Annotated in this window: 13 protein-coding genes; 6 read left to right on the forward strand and 7 right to left on the reverse strand. The window is 67.7% G+C overall.

The window, feature by feature from the left end; genetic code table 11:
• Nucleotides 1-84: 84 nt before the first annotated feature.
• On the reverse strand, nucleotides 85-330 hold the full coding sequence (locus BWR60_RS36415) for a hypothetical protein (RefSeq protein WP_144445663.1): 246 nt from the start codon (nucleotides 328-330) through the stop codon (nucleotides 85-87).
• A 245-nt stretch (nucleotides 331-575) separates the two neighbouring features.
• Between BWR60_RS36415 and BWR60_RS18460 the strand changes: the two genes are divergently transcribed.
• Nucleotides 576-1,124, forward strand: coding sequence for a thioesterase family protein (locus BWR60_RS18460; RefSeq protein ID WP_088152498.1), 549 nt, complete (start codon nucleotides 576-578; stop codon nucleotides 1,122-1,124).
• A gap of 67 nt (nucleotides 1,125-1,191) precedes the next feature.
• Nucleotides 1,192-3,198: a hypothetical protein gene (locus BWR60_RS18465; protein ID WP_144445664.1), complete on the forward strand. Its 2,007-nt coding sequence runs from the start codon at nucleotides 1,192-1,194 to the stop codon at nucleotides 3,196-3,198.
• A gap of 153 nt (nucleotides 3,199-3,351) precedes the next feature.
• Here the strand turns inward: BWR60_RS18465 and def are convergent, their stop codons facing one another.
• Entirely contained in the window at nucleotides 3,352-3,864 is a 513-nt protein-coding gene (def, locus tag BWR60_RS18470) for a peptide deformylase (protein WP_088152550.1), read from the reverse strand.
• A gap of 131 nt (nucleotides 3,865-3,995) precedes the next feature.
• On the opposite strand from def, the gene BWR60_RS18475 reads away from it, so the two are divergent.
• The 4 genes from BWR60_RS18475 (at nucleotide 3,996) to BWR60_RS18490 (ending at nucleotide 7,883) form a co-directional block, all read left to right on the forward strand.
• Complete coding sequence (locus BWR60_RS18475; protein ID WP_088152500.1) at nucleotides 3,996-4,622, forward strand: hypothetical protein; 627 nt, start codon at nucleotides 3,996-3,998, stop codon at nucleotides 4,620-4,622.
• A 22-nt stretch (nucleotides 4,623-4,644) separates the two neighbouring features.
• Nucleotides 4,645-5,802 (forward strand): aminotransferase, encoded by a 1,158-nt coding sequence (locus tag BWR60_RS18480; RefSeq protein ID WP_088152501.1) that lies wholly within the window; start codon nucleotides 4,645-4,647, stop codon nucleotides 5,800-5,802.
• A 123-nt stretch (nucleotides 5,803-5,925) separates the two neighbouring features.
• Nucleotides 5,926-6,744 (forward strand): DUF1345 domain-containing protein, encoded by an 819-nt coding sequence (locus BWR60_RS18485; protein ID WP_088152502.1) that lies wholly within the window; start codon nucleotides 5,926-5,928, stop codon nucleotides 6,742-6,744.
• 566 nt (nucleotides 6,745-7,310) lie between these two features.
• Nucleotides 7,311-7,883, forward strand: a complete 573-nt coding sequence (locus BWR60_RS18490; RefSeq protein ID WP_088152503.1) for a DJ-1/PfpI family protein — start codon at nucleotides 7,311-7,313, stop codon at nucleotides 7,881-7,883.
• A gap of 182 nt (nucleotides 7,884-8,065) precedes the next feature.
• On the opposite strand, the gene BWR60_RS18495 is transcribed toward BWR60_RS18490, so the two are convergent.
• The 5 genes from BWR60_RS18495 to BWR60_RS18515 form a co-directional block, all read right to left on the reverse strand.
• Nucleotides 8,066-9,109, reverse strand: a complete 1,044-nt coding sequence (locus BWR60_RS18495) for an ABC transporter ATP-binding protein (protein WP_088152504.1) — start codon at nucleotides 9,107-9,109, stop codon at nucleotides 8,066-8,068.
• A 10-nt stretch (nucleotides 9,110-9,119) separates the two neighbouring features.
• A complete protein-coding gene (locus BWR60_RS18500) occupies nucleotides 9,120-10,223 on the reverse strand; it encodes an ABC transporter ATP-binding protein (RefSeq protein ID WP_275542391.1) in 1,104 nt (367 codons plus the stop codon).
• A gap of 18 nt (nucleotides 10,224-10,241) precedes the next feature.
• On the reverse strand, nucleotides 10,242-11,156 hold the full coding sequence (locus BWR60_RS18505; protein ID WP_088152506.1) for an ABC transporter permease subunit: 915 nt from the start codon (nucleotides 11,154-11,156) through the stop codon (nucleotides 10,242-10,244).
• Between the two features lie 9 nt (nucleotides 11,157-11,165).
• The gene (oppB, locus tag BWR60_RS18510; RefSeq protein ID WP_088152507.1) at nucleotides 11,166-12,086 is read right to left on the reverse strand and encodes an oligopeptide ABC transporter permease OppB; all 921 of its coding nucleotides are present in this window, start codon (nucleotides 12,084-12,086) and stop codon (nucleotides 11,166-11,168) included.
• Between the two features lie 116 nt (nucleotides 12,087-12,202).
• A complete protein-coding gene (locus BWR60_RS18515; RefSeq protein ID WP_088152508.1) occupies nucleotides 12,203-13,801 on the reverse strand; it encodes a peptide ABC transporter substrate-binding protein in 1,599 nt (532 codons plus the stop codon).
• Between the last annotated feature and the right edge of the window lie 155 nt (nucleotides 13,802-13,956).

Genomic DNA, 13,956 nt, shown 5'->3' on the forward strand with positions numbered 1-13,956 from the left:
CGACCAGAACACCCCAGCCAGCCGTTACTGCCACTCGCCACGGCTCTATCCCAACCGGATCGAGGAGCCCTGGTACGATCCCGATCATGCCGTCCGCCGTGTCCGGCCGCCGGCGACATCAAATGGCAGGGCGACAAGGTCTTCATCTCCCAGGCCCTGATCGGCGAAACCGTCGGCGTCGCCGAGACCCAGTCCGGCGACTGGATCGTCCGCTTCGCAGACGTCGATCTCGGCCTGATCGACCGTAACACTCGAACCCTTCGCCGCTGCAGGGCGGCCCGGCCGGGCCGCCCTATAGCACCAGAACAAACCGTGGAAACTGTCAACCATGTCCCCGGTCCATAGTGTCAACCATCTCTCCGGTTGCACAGCGTCCGCGCGCGAGTAGGCAGGACACCGAACTCGGCATCCGCGTCGATTTGCGACAGTCCAGGTCCGCTCGCGCCGAGAGAACCCCCTCCCCCTAACCCCCTCCCGCAAGGGGAGGGGGGACTTAAAGGAGGCAATGCGTGAATGCCGTAGCTCCTCGGGGAGGGTGAGGGGGCGTTCACCTCGACGCAGGAAGGGCACGGCCCATGAACCTCTATCTCCGCCTCATCCGCGTGGTGGTCGCGGCGCTGCTCGGCCGCCGGCTCGGCCTGCTGGACGACAGCGTGGTGCGGTTCCGGGTCTGGCCCAACGACCTCGATTTCAACCTGCACATGAACAACGGCCGGTACCTGACCGTCATGGATCTCGGCCGCACCGACCTGATGCTGCGGGTCGGGCTGGTCGGCCTGCTGTGGCGCCGGCGCTGGGCGCCGGTGCTGGGCGGGGCGACCATCCGCTACCGCCGCTCGCTCGCCGCCTTCGCCGGCTACCGGCTGCGCAGCCGGCTGCTCGGCTGGGACGAGAAGTGGCTGTATCTGGAGCAGGGCTTCGAGGACGCCCGCGGCGCCGTCGCCGCGCATGCCGTGGTCAAGGCCGTGTTCCGCCGCCGCGGCGGCACGGTGCCGACCGCCGAGATCGCCGCCGCCTTCGGCTGGCAGGGTCCCTCGCCCGAACTGCCGGCCTATGTCCAGGCGTTGCGCGACGGTGAGGAGGCGATGCGTGAGGGACTGCGCGAAGGGCCGCGCGCCGCCTGATCTTCGCCTTGTTCCCGCCGCGAGGCCGGGCCAGTCTGGCGCCGGAATCCGACGGGGGAGGGGACGGATGAGATTCCTGGCAGGCCTGGTCGCCGCCGCAGCGCTTGCGGCCCTATCCTCATCGCCACCCGCCATCGCGGCCGGGTCGCCGGACCCGAAGGCAGTGGCGGAGGCGATCACCTCGATCTACATTCCGCTCGCCCTCACCCGCGCCGTGGTCGCCAGCTGCGACAAGGCCGACGCCTCCGGCGCCGCATCCCATGCGGCGGCGCTGGAGTCCTGGCGCAAGGCGAACGATGCCGAGGGGCTGGAGCGGCTGATGGAACGGGTGCTGGCCGGCAACAGCGGCCTGACCAATGCCCGGTCGAAGATGGACGGCGCCATCCAGGCCCAGGCCGATGCGATGATCCAGAAAAGCCCGCTGGTCTGCGCCGCCCTGCCGGCGCTGTTCGGCGGCCGGACGTTCGCCCTTGCCAACGCCGCTTCGGCCCGCAGCGTGCTGCAGGCCATGGCCGGGCCGGCGGCGCCGCTGCCGAAGACACTCTATTCCGCCGGCCAGCTCTCGGCCCTGGCGGCCGAGGCTTGGCGCCAGGTGCCGAAGGACAAGGGCGACACCGACCAGACCGACTGGGTCTCGACCGTCCTGGGCAAGGTCGGGCTGATCGCCGTCTCCGGCCGGGTGGTGGATGACGACGAGCTGCAGCAATGGACGGAAGACCAGCAGTCGCTGTGGAAGGTGAAATGCGACTTCGAGGACGGTGCCGAGGAAGCACTGTTCGGCCGCCAGATCGGCAAGGACGTGGTCGTCTCCGGCCGGATCGACCGGGTCTACGACTTCAAGCTGATCACGATGGAAGGCTGCCGGCTGCTCGACGATGCCGGCGGCATCGCCAGGGCCAGCCTGCCGGAGGAGACCGGCCTGACGCCGAAGCCGAAATCGCTGTTCTCGATCGCCCAGCTCTCGGCGGTGGCGGAGGAGCTGTTCCGGCGCGCCCCCGGCCAGCGGGACGACGACAAGGTCGATGCCGTCACCGCGGCGATGCAGAAGCTGGGGCCCGTGGTCCTGAGCGGCCGGTCGGACGGCGACGAGCGGCTGCGGCAATGGCTGCCGGAGCGGCAATCGATCTGGACCGCCAGCTGCAGCTTCGCCGACAAGGCGGAGGAGGCGCGCTTCAAGCAGGCCAAGGGGCAGGACGTCGCCGTGGTCGCCCAGATCAGCCGGGTCTACGCCTTCAAGGTGTTCAACCTGTCCTATTGCCGGGTGCTGGCCGACCCGTCGCGCATCGCTCGGTCGACCCTGCCGGAGGATGGCGGGCTGGAATACCGGCCGCCGAATGCGCAGGAGGTCGATGCCGGGCCGGACAAGGGCGTCCCCGCCGGGCAGATCGAGGCGATGCTGTTCCGCGAGCAGTTCCAGGTCGGCATCAACCCCGGTGGCGGCAGCTACACCGACCGCAACGAGGAGAGCTACCTGCTGCTGAAGGACGGCACCGCCTATCACTACGAGTTCGACTATCCGCCGACCGATCTCGATGCCGACCAGGTCCGCCGCCGGGCACCGCAGGACTGGTCGCGCTGGGAGAAGCCGGACCGGAAATACGTGATGACCGCGGCGGCGGGGGAGCGGGCCGACCTGGCCAGCTTCACCGTGCTGAAGCCGTTCCCGCCGGATTCCCGGCTGGATCACGCTTACTACTACCTGAACGTGTCGATGGGCGGCGTCACCTCGCGCATCGACATCACCTTCCGGCCGGACGGCACTTTCGAGCGGCACCAGGGCGGCAGCTTCTTTTCGCAGAGCCCGGTCGGGACCGGGCCGGATGGCGGCTCGGTCGGCGTCTTCAGCGGCGGCATGGGCGCGGTGATGAGCGAGAACGGCTTCTCGGTCGGCGGCGCGCTGAAGTCCCATGATTCGAAAGGCCGCTACCGGCTGGACGGCTACACGCTGCAGCTGTCGGCCGATGACGGCACGGTCACCCGGCTGCGCATCGGCGTGCCGGGCGACGACGTCACGGCGCCGGACACGCTGAACATCGGCGGCACCAGCTACTGGGACGCGGAGAAGGAGAAGTAGGGGCGGAGGCTCGCCTGCTCCACTGTGTCATTGCCGGGCTTGACCCGGCAATCCAGGGGCCACCGAGAGCGGCTTTGAAAGCCCCTGGATCCCCGGGTCAAGCCCGCGGATGACAGAAAAGGAATGCAAGACCGTGAGTGAGAGGCACCGCCGTCAGGCGTGCTCCTTCTTCCACTTCTGGACCTTGCGCAGGATCATGTTTCGGCGCAGCGCCGAGATGTGGTCGACGAACAGCACGCCGTTCAGATGGTCGATCTCGTGCTGCACGCAGGTGGCCAGGATGCCGGTCGCATGCGTCTCCTGCCGCGCGCCGGTCTCGTCCAGGTAGCGGACCTTGACCTCGGCCGGGCGCACCACCTCGGCCCATTGCTCGGGCAGCGACAGGCAGCCTTCCTCGGCGGTCTGCAGGTCCTCCGACGCCCAGGTGATCTCCGGGTTGATCAGCCGCAGCGGCGCCGGCGGCTCGCCCTTGCCGGCGACGTCGATGACGATGATCCGCTCCAGGAGGCCGATCTGCGGCGCGGCCAGGCCGATGCCCGGCGCGGCATACATCGTCTCAAGCATGTCGTCGGTCAGCTTGCGGATTCGGTCATCCACCGCGGCGACCGGCTTCGCCTTGGTCTTGAGACGGGGATCGGGGACGATCAGGATCGGGAGCTTGGCCATCGTGCGGTCGAAATAGGCGCGGGGCCGGCGGGGGTCAAGCGTCGGCATCTGCGGGGCTGCCGTGTGGGGAGCCCTGTGATAGGGTGCGCCCCGCGCCGCCGGGGCGCAGGACGACAGACAGGACGAGAGCCGTGACCGCGATAGCCAAGCCCGAGACATCGCTGCTGGCCGATATGGGGCCGGAGGAGCAGGAGCGGCTGCGGTCGATCGCCGAGGACGTCCGCAGCGGGGCCAATTGGGTGGTGCGCAAGCGCAAGCTGCTCGACACGCTGCTGGCGATCGAGGCGGCGATCGGCGGCACGCCGAACGAGGCGCTGATCGGCGACGACAGCGACTTCGCCGCTCTGCGCGACGAGATCCGGAAGATGGAAGAGGCGGCCCAGGCCGCCGCGGCCGCCGCCGGCGAGGCGCCGGACGAGCCGCTGGACGAGGACGAGCTGGCCGCCGCCGCCAACGAGATCGCCTTCCTGACCGGCCTGCCGACCTATGTCGGCGTGGTGCTGGAGATGCTGGACGAGCGCGAGGTCACGACGGTCGAGCAGGCGGCGTTCTATCATCTCTCGGCCCATCCCGAGCATCAGCGCGCCGCCGACGCCTGGTTCGACGCCGACATCCGCAACGACAAGGCGTTCCGCAAGTTCCTGCGCGCCAACCGCGACTATTCCGACCTGCTCGACCGGTTCGAGGAGATGCTGGACGTGGTCGAGGAGGGGCCGGAGGACGAGGAGCTCGACGATTCCCCCGCCACCCGGCACTGACGGCAGCGGCGCGAATCCCGAGATGAAGCCCGGCAACGCCATCTTCTCCGGCCTCGGCACCACGGTGTTCGAGGTCATGTCGCGGCTGGCCCGCCAGCACAACGCGGTCAATCTCGGCCAGGGCTTTCCGGACGGGAAGGGGCCGGAGGATGTGCTGCGGGTCGCTGCCACCGCCATCACCGACGGCTGGAACCAGTATCCGCCGATGCTCGGCCTGCCCGAACTGCGCCAGGCCGTGGCGGCGCATGAGAAGCGCTTCTACGGGCTGGAGGTCGACCCCGACAGCGAGGTCGTGGTCACCTCCGGCGCCACCGAGGCGCTGGCGGCGGCCCTGTTCGCGCTGATCGAGCCGGGCGACGAGGTGGTGCTGTTCGAGCCGCTCTACGACGCCTATCTGCCGCTGGTCCGCCGCGCCGGCGGCGTGCCGAAATTCGTGCATCTGGCGCCGCCCGACTGGTCCTTCGACCGGGCGGCGCTGGCCCGCGCCTTCTCGCCCCGGACCAAGGCGGTGCTGTTCAACAACCCGCTGAACCCCGCGGCCAAGGTGTTCGGCGCGGCCGAGCTCGACCTCCTCGCCGAATTCGTCGAGGGCTCGGACGCCACCGTCATCTGCGACGAGGTCTATGAGCACCTGGTGTTCGATGGCCGGCGGCACCAGCCGCTGATCGCCCGGCCCGGCATGCGCGAGCGCTGCCTGAAGATCGGCTCGGCCGGCAAGACCTTCTCGCTGACCGGCTGGAAGGTCGGCTACGTCACCGCCGCGCCGGCGCTGGCGGCGCTGCTGGGCAAGGTGCACCAGTTCCTGACCTTCACCACCCCGCCCAACCTGCAGGCCGCCGTCGCCTACGGTCTGGCCAAGGGCGACGATTATTTCGACGGCCTGACCGCCGAGCTGCAGGGCAAGCGCGACCGCTTCGCCGCCGGCCTCACGGCGCTGGGCCTCGGGGTGCTGCCCTGCGACGGCACCTATTTCGTCAATCTCGACATCGGCTCGACCGGCTTCAACGGCGACGACCAGGCCTTCTGCCGGCATTTGATCGAGGAGGTCGGCGTCGCCGCCATCCCGGTCTCGGCCTTCTATGCCGAGACCCCGCTCCCGACCGTCGCCCGCTTCTGCTTCGCCAAGCAGGACGCGGTGCTGGACGAGGCCTTGGCACGGCTGGCGAAACGGTTCGGCTAGGGCGGGGCCTCTCCGCGAGACCCTCCCGCAATCCCACACACCGTCATTGCGAGCGCAGCGAAGCAATCCAGGGGCCGGTGCGAACCGGCCCCTGGATTGCTTCGTCGGCTTCGCCTCCTCGCAATGACGGCGGGGAAGGACGTTGCGAAACGGTCCCGCAAGCGGGAGAGGCAACAAGGGTCTTCACCGGGGACGACATTCTGGCGGGCCGAAACGGCCCTGGACAGCCGGTCGCGGGAATGCGTTCCTCGGGGCAGCGACGCTGCGAGGGAGGCCGCCCTGCTCGGCACCATCCGCAACCATCTGCGGCACCACACCCGCTTCTACGCCGGCGCGGTGCTGGGCGTGGCGCTCTGGTTCGCCCTGGGTGGCAGCGCCAGCGGCCCGATCGCCGCGGTGATCGCCGGCGACGCCTTCTTCGGCCTGTATCTCGCCTGGACCGCGGTTCTGGCCCGGCATGTGACGGCGGAGTCCTTCCGGCACCGTGCGGATATCGACGATGAGGGCCTGCCGCTGATCGTGCTGATCACGGTGATCGCGGCCGGGCTCGGCGTCGCCTCGATCTTCAGCCTGCTGAACCAGGCGCAGGGGCCCACGCCGCTGCATCTGGTCCTGGCGGTCGCCGGCGTGGCGCTGGGCTGGGCCACGCTGCACACCGTCTTCGCCTTCCGCTACGCCCATCTCTACTACGGCAAGGCGGAAGGCGGGCACGGCAGGCGCCAGGATGCGCGCGGGCTGGATTTCCCCGGCAATGAGCAGCCGGGGGTGTGGGACTTCCTCTACTACTCCTACGTCATCGGCATGACGGCCCAGGTCTCGGACGTGCAGGTGACCGACTCCCATATGCGCCGGGTGACCCTCGGCCACGGCATTCTGGCCTTCATCTTCAACACCGTGATCCTGGCTCTGGCGGTCAATATCGCGGCCGGCCTGGCCCATTGAGGGCGTCCGCCCTTGACAGGGCCGGCCATTCGCCCGACCTTTATCGCAGGTGCAACAAACGAAAGGAGGTGATCCGATGTCTAGCGCTCCGGTGACCATGATCTCCGCGGCTTCCCTGATGGGACGTGCGTCGGATCGGGCGATGTCGGCAACCTCCGGTCTGCCGGCCTGACACCGACCATTTCGTCGCGGTGATCCGCGCGCCGGCACTCAAGACCGGCGCCGCACCGAACGTTGAACTCGAACCGCCGCCCCTCAGGGCGGCGGTTTTGCGTCCGGCCTCCGCGCCTCTCGGGCGGCAATCTCAGTCCGGACAATGATTTCGGAAGCGGACCGAGCCCCAGCATTGTGCAATGCACCCATGCGATGGGTCTCCGGCATTGACTTTCGATCTCCCCGCCGCCACTTCTACGGTCGAATTCAATCACCATCCCGGCATGGTTTCGCCGCTGCCCCGCGATACGCGATCTGCAGCGCAGGACGCCGCCTTTGCGCGCGTCCCGACAGCCGCCATGTGGGTCCGGAGGGGATCCGCCGGGACCGGCTTCAGCAAGGGAGAATAATACATGCAGAACGACAAGCCTCTCGCCGGCAAGACGATCGCCATCCTCGTGTCGAACGGGTTCGAGGAAGTCCAGATGACCGAGCCGCAGCGGGCCCTGCTCGCCGCCGGTGCCACCCTGAAGATCGTCTCGACCGAGCAGGGGCTGGTCAATGGCTGGCACGAGAAGGCGTGGGGCCACTACTTCGCCGTCGACGTGCCGCTGTCGAACGCGCTGGCCGCGGATTTCGACGCCGTCCTGATCCCGGGCGGTGAGCGCGGCGTGGCCAAGCTGGCCGCCAACCCGCACACCAAGCGCATCCTCCGCGGCTTCGCCGATGCCGGCAAGCCGGTCGCCGCCCTGGGCGGCGCGCCGCAGCTGCTGGCGCTGTCCGAGCGCATCCAGGGCCGCACCGTGGTCGCCAACGAGGCCGTGCGCGAGACCCTCGAGGCCGCCGGCGCCAAGCTGGTCGACGAGACCGTGGTGGTCGACGGCAACCTGATCACTGCCCGCGACGACCTCGACATGCCGGCATTCAAGGAGTCGATCGTCGAGCACTTCACGACCGTCGCCGCCTCGCTGGCCGCGGCCGCCTGATCCTCCGGGACCAGGACCAAATTCGAAGGGCGCCGGTTTCCGGCGCCCTTTTTGTTTGTCCGATTGGCGGACCGTTCCCTTTGCCGTCATTCCCGCGAAAGCGGGAATCCCTTTCCGGTCCAGGCGTCACGGGGCGTAGCAAGATCCCCGCTTTCGCGGGGATGACGGGGTTGGGATGTGAGCTACGCCGCCTCGTCGCGCCGCGCCGGGGTCGGCGTGTCCCAGAAGTGGCAGGCGGCCTGGTGGCCGGGGTTGCCGACATCGGTCAGCTGCGGCGCCACCTGCGCGCACAGATCCTGCGCCTTCGGGCAGCGGGTGCGGAAATAGCAGCCGGTGGGCGGGTTCAGCGGGCTCGGCAGGTCGCCGGTCAGCACGATCCGCTTCTTGCTGCGCTCCGCATCCGGATCCGGCAGCGGCACCGCCGAGATCAGCGCCTGGGTGTAGGGGTGGCGCGGATTGTCGTAGATGTCGTCGCGGTCGGCGATCTCGGCCAGCTTGCCGAGATACAGCACCATGATGCGGTGGCTGATATGGCGCACCACCGACAAATCGTGGCTGATGAAGATCAGCGACAGGCCGAACTGGCGCTGCAGCCGCATCAGCAGGTTGACGATCTGGCTCTGGATCGAGACGTCGAGGGCCGAGACCGGCTCGTCGCACACGATCAGCTTCGGGTTCAGCACCATCGCCCGGGCGATGCCGATGCGCTGCGCCTGGCCGCCGGAGAATTCGTGCGGGTAGCGGTTGATCATCTCCGGCCGCAGCCCGACCAGGGACATGATCTCCTCGACCTTGGCCCGCCGCTCCTTCTTGCTCAGCTTGCCCTCGAACACCTCGAGCGGCTCGCCGATGATCTCGCCCACATTCATGCGCGGGTTCAGCGAGGCCAGCGGATCCTGGAAGATGATCTGCAGGTCCTGGCGCTTCTCGCGCATCGCGCCACTGTCGAAATTGGCGATGTTCTCGCCCATCCACACCACCTGGCCGGCAGTCGGCGGGATCAGCTGCAGCACGGCGCGGCCGAGGGTGGACTTGCCGCAGCCGGATTCGCCGACCACGCCCAGCGTCTCGCCGGCCTTGAGGTCGAAGCTGACCCCGTCGACCGCCTTGAGGTAGTCGCGGTGGCCCGACCACATGTGCCGCTTCGGCATGGCGAAATGCACGCGCAGGTCACGCACCGACAGGATGGTCTTGCCGTCCGGGGAATTGTTGGGGGTGTCGGTCATGGCGCGGGCCTCAATGACGGGTCCGGGCGGCGCGATCGGCGTCGATGACGGCGCGGTCGGCCTCGGTCAGGGGCAGCTGGGTCAGGTGGCAGGCCTTGGCCCGCATCCCGGCCTCGCCCTCGCCGCAGGGCCGCAGCGCCGGCTCCTCGGCCAGGCAGCGGGCATGGGCGTAGCGGCAGCGCGGCTGGAAGTTGCAGCCCGGCGGCAGGTCCTGCAGGTTCGGCGGCTGGCCGCCGATCGACGGCAGCTCTGCATGCCGGTCGGAGTTCAGCCGCGGCATGCTCTGCAGCAGCCCCTCGGTGTAGGGGTGCTGCGGGCTGTAGAAGATGTCCCGCACCGATCCGGTCTCGATCACGTTGCCGGCATACATCACCATCACCCGGTCGGCCAGGCCGGCGATGACGCCGAGGTCGTGGGTGATCAGCACGATCGAGGTGTTGAACTCGCGCTTCAGGTCGCGCATCAGGTCCAGGATCTGGGCCTGGACGGTGACGTCGAGCGCCGTGGTCGGCTCGTCCGCGATCAGCAGGTCCGGCTGGCACAACAGGGCCATGGCGATCATCACGCGCTGGCGCATGCCGCCCGAGAACTCGTGCGGATACATGCCGATGCGCCGCTTCGCCTCCGGGATGCGGACCAGGTCCAGCATCTCGATCGATCGCTTCGTCGCCTGGCCTTGGGTCATGCCCTTGTGCTGCACCAGCACCTCGGTCATCTGCCGGGCGATGGTCAGATAGGGGTTCAGCGACGTCATCGGATCCTGGAAGATCATCGACATCTTCGACCCGCGGAAGCTGTTCAGCTTCGCCGGCGGCAGGCCCAGGATCTCCTGCCCGCGATACCGGACGCTGCCGGCGGCCCGGCCGTTGGAGGCGAGGAGCCCCATCACCGACATGAACAGCTGGCTCTTGCCCGAGCCGCTCTCGCCGACGACGCCGAGCGTCTCGCCGGCGGCGATGTCGAGCGAGATGCCGTTCACCGCGGCGACCACACCGTCGCCGGTCTTGAACCGGGTGACGAGGTTGCGGATCGCCAGGATGGTCTCGGCCTGGGCGGGAGCGGAGGCCACGGTGCCGGTCATCGGGGTGGGGGAGGTCACGAGGGTTGCGGTCATTGTCTATTGGCCTGGGGCTCAGCGATCGCGCGGGTCGAGGGCGTCGCGCAGCCCGTCCCCGATGAAGTTGAGGCAGAACAGGGTGACGGCCAGGAACACGGCCGGGAACACCAGCATCCACCAGGCGATGTTCAGGTTGCGGGCGCCGTCGGAGATCAGCACGCCCCAGCTGGTCATCGGCTCCTGCACGCCGAGGCCGAGGAAGGACAGGAAGCTTTCCAGCAGGATCACCTTCGGCACGGTCAGCGTCATGTAGACGATGACCGGACCCAGCGTGTTCGGGATCACGTGCTTGCGGATGATCCGCCAGGTCGAGACGCCGCAGGCATGGGCCGCCTCGATGTACTCCTTGCGCTTGATCGACAGGGTCTGGCCCCGGACGATGCGGGCCATGTCCAGCCATTCCACCGCGCCGATGGCGACGAAGATCAGCACGATGTTCCGGCCGAAGAACACCATCAGCAGGATGACGAAGAACATGAACGGCAGGGAATAGAGCACGTCGACGACGCGCATCATCAGGTTGTCGACCCGGCCGCCCAGGAAGCCTGCGGTGGCGCCGTAGGTGACGCCGATGATCAGGCTGACCAGGGTGCTGACGATGCCGACCAGCAGCGAGATCTGGCCGCCGTAGAGGGTGCGGACCAGCAGGTCGCGGCCGTTGGATTCGGTGCCGAAATAATGGGCCGCGGTGCCATCCTCCGCGGCTGCGAAGCTCGGCGCGGCCTGGAACGAGGTGTAGTCGACATCGTCCAGCCCCCAGGGCAGGAAATGCGGCCCGGCGATGCAGACGATGCCGATCAGCCCCAGGACGAACAGGCTGACCACGGCGGCCTTGTTGCCGCGCAGGCGGCGCCAGGCGTCCTGCCAGAGGCTGCGTCCCTTGATCTGCTTGGGCTGGGGAGGGAGGGTCCCGATCGTGGCGTCGGTCATGGCCGGACCTCAATCATAACGCACGCGCGGGTCGAGCGCGCCGTACAGCAGGTCGACCAGCAGGTTGAACAGGATGATCAGGGCGGCGAAGAAGATCACCACGCCCATCACCAGCGTGTAGTCGCGGTTCAGCGCCGCCTGGACGAAGTAGCGGCCGATGCCGGGGATGCTGAAGATCTGCTCGATCACCACCGAGCCGGTGATGATGCCGGCGGTGGCGGGGCCGAGATAGGAGACCACCGGCAGCAGCCCGGCCTTCAGCGTGTGGCGCATGATCGTCACCCGCTCCGGCAGGCCTTTGGCCCGGGCGGTGCGCACGAAGTTCGACCGCAGCACCTCGATCATGCTGGCGCGGGTCAGGCGGGCGATATAGGCGGTCGGCGGCAGGGCCAGCGCGATGATCGGCATGATGAAGGAGGTCCAGCCGGCGGTGATGCCGCCGGCTGGCAACAGCCGCCACATCACGCCGAAGACCAGGATCAGCAGCGGCGCCACGACGAAGTTCGGGATGGTGATCCCGATCATCGCCAGCGTCATCGCCCCGTAATCGCCCATCGAGTTCTGTTTGAGCGCCGCCATCGTCCCGAAGAAGATGCCGCCCACGGCCGCGACCAGGATCGCGATCAGGCCGATCTGCAGCGAATAGGGGAAGCCCTCGCTGATCAGCTCGTTGACCGAATAATCCTTGTACTTGAAGGACGGGCCGAAATCGCCCTGGAGGATGTTGGCCATGTAGCGGCCGAACTGCATGTAGAGCGGCTCGTCCAGGTGATAGGCCTTTTCCAGGTTGCGCTTGATCTCGATCGGCAGCGGCTTCTCCCCATCGAACGGACCGCCGGGTGCCAGCCGGATCATGAAGAAGGCGACGGCGATGATGATGAGGAGGGTGGGGATGGCGCCGAGGATGCGGCGGACGGTGTAGCTCAGCATGTCAGGGGTCCTTGCGCCCGCACGGCGGGGCGGATGGATGCGCCGGGCGCTGAAAAGGCGATGCCCGCCACCCGGCCGGAGGCAGAGTGGCGAGCATCGTCATGGCCAGGGTTCTCTTAGCGCTCGACGGTGACCCAACGGCTCAGGTGATAATCCTGAACGTTGTCCTCCCAGCCCTTCACATGGCTCGAGACCATGTGCTTGCTGGCGTAGAAGGCGAAGGGAATGATCGGCGCGTCGGCGATCATCACCTTCTCGGCGTCCTGCAGGATCTGGGCGCGCTTGGTCAGGTCGGACTCACGCGCGGCCTTGTCCATCAGCTCGTCGAACTTCGGGTTGCAGTAGGCCGACGTGCTCTGCTCGCCGATGTCGCAGCGCTCCAGCTCGAGGAAGTTGTTGGCGTCGTTGTAGTCGCCGATCCAGCCGTGGCGGGTGATGTCCTTGAAGTCCTTCTTGTCGCGGGTGTCGAGGAAGGTCTTCCATTCCAGATTGATCAGCGAGGCGTTGACGTTCAGCTTCTGCTTCCACATCGCGGCGATGGCCACAGCGACGTTCTTGTGCAGCTGGCTGGTGTTGTAGATCAGCTCGACGTCCAGCGGCTTGTCCGGGCCGTAGCCCGCCTTCGCCAGCAGCTCCTTCGCCTTGGCGTCGCGATCGGCCTGGGACAGCTTGGAATCGTCCGGGGCCCAGCCGTTGAAATTGTCGGTGCCCGGCGGGACGAAGGTGTAGGCCGGGATCTCGCCGGCGTTCATGATCTTGCCGGTGATGACGTCGCGATCGATCGCCAGCGACAGCGCTTGGCGCAGCTCCGGCGTGCTCTTCCACGGCTCATGCGTCAGGTTGTAGGCATAGAAATGGGTGCCGAAATACGGCGCCAGCCGGGTCTCGGACGCGTCGGACGACTGCAGCTGCTTGATCTGCTGCGGCGGGATGTCATAGGTCGCGTCGATCTCGCCGGCCTTGAAGCGCTGCAGCTCGGCGTTCTGATCCTCGGTGGCGAAGAACATCACCGTGTCGATCTTGACGTTCGCCGCGTCGTAGAAATTCGGGTTCTTGACCACCTTCACATGCGACTGCGGCACCGCCTCGGCCAGCATGAAGGCGCCGTTCGAGACCATGTTGCCCGGCTTGACGAAATCGTCGCCGAACTTCTCGTAATTGGCCTTGCTGATCGGATAGGTCGAGTGGTGCACCAGCATCGACAGGAAATACGGGGTCGGGGCGAGCAGCTTCACCTCGAAGGTGTGGTCGTCGACCGCCTTGACGCCGAGATCGGTCAGCGGCTTCTTGCCCTGGCGGATGTCCTTGGCGTTGACCACCTGGTCGAGGAAGTAGGCGTAGTCGCTGGCGGTCTTGGGATCGATCAGCCGCTCCCAGGAGAACACGAAGTCCGCGGCGGTCAGCGGCGAGCCGTCCGACCACTTGGCGTTCTGGCGGATCTTGAAGGTGTAGGTCAGGCCGTCATCCGAGACGGTCCAGCTCTCCGCCGCGCCGGGAACCGGCTTGCCCTTGGCGTCCGAGGTCAGCAGGCCCTCGAACAGGTCCATCTGGATGAAGGATTCCGGAACGCCCGTCGACTTGTGGACGTCCAGGGTCTCCGGTTCGGCGCCGTTGCCGCGATTGAACACGGTCTCGGCGAGGGCCGCGCTCGATACGCCGCCCAGCAGGGCGGCGGCGAGCAGCCCGCGCCCCAGGATCTTGGTGAAGCTGTGCATGTGTTCGCCCCTACTGTTTCCGGTTTCCCGGTCACTGGTTTTGTTTGCAAAGCGCTCCCGCTCGGACGCGCTCTCGTCCGTCTCCCACCAGCGAGGAGTGATGGCGTGGACGGTATCGTTTCGACCGCATTTGAGCAATCGAATTCGCGGGTCTG

The sequence above is a fragment of the Inquilinus limosus genome (assembly GCF_002195995.1).
In the GTDB taxonomy this organism is placed as follows: Bacteria; Pseudomonadota; Alphaproteobacteria; order DSM-16000; family Inquilinaceae; genus Inquilinus; species Inquilinus limosus_C.

Bases quoted from the DNA above. Each gene is read 5' to 3' on its own strand.
- BWR60_RS36415 (WP_144445663.1), bottom strand. From the start codon at position 330: ATGGTTGACAGTTTCCACGGTTTGTTCTGGTGCTATAGGGCGGCCCGG.
- BWR60_RS18485 (WP_088152502.1), top strand. From the start codon at position 5,926: ATGACGGCGGGGAAGGACGTTGCGAAACGGTCCCGCAAGCGGGAGAGG.
- BWR60_RS18495 (WP_088152504.1), bottom strand. From the start codon at position 9,109: ATGACCGACACCCCCAACAATTCCCCGGACGGCAAGACCATCCTGTCG.
- BWR60_RS18500 (WP_275542391.1), bottom strand. From the start codon at position 10,223: ATGACCGCAACCCTCGTGACCTCCCCCACCCCGATGACCGGCACCGTG.
- BWR60_RS18480 (WP_088152501.1), top strand. From the start codon at position 4,645: ATGAAGCCCGGCAACGCCATCTTCTCCGGCCTCGGCACCACGGTGTTC.
- BWR60_RS18460 (WP_088152498.1), top strand. From the start codon at position 576: ATGAACCTCTATCTCCGCCTCATCCGCGTGGTGGTCGCGGCGCTGCTC.
- BWR60_RS18490 (WP_088152503.1), top strand. From the start codon at position 7,311: ATGCAGAACGACAAGCCTCTCGCCGGCAAGACGATCGCCATCCTCGTG.
- BWR60_RS18465 (WP_144445664.1), top strand. From the start codon at position 1,192: ATGAGATTCCTGGCAGGCCTGGTCGCCGCCGCAGCGCTTGCGGCCCTA.
- oppB (WP_088152507.1), bottom strand. From the start codon at position 12,086: ATGCTGAGCTACACCGTCCGCCGCATCCTCGGCGCCATCCCCACCCTC.
- BWR60_RS18505 (WP_088152506.1), bottom strand. From the start codon at position 11,156: ATGACCGACGCCACGATCGGGACCCTCCCTCCCCAGCCCAAGCAGATC.
- def (WP_088152550.1), bottom strand. From the start codon at position 3,864: ATGGCCAAGCTCCCGATCCTGATCGTCCCCGATCCCCGTCTCAAGACC.
- BWR60_RS18515 (WP_088152508.1), bottom strand. From the start codon at position 13,801: ATGCACAGCTTCACCAAGATCCTGGGGCGCGGGCTGCTCGCCGCCGCC.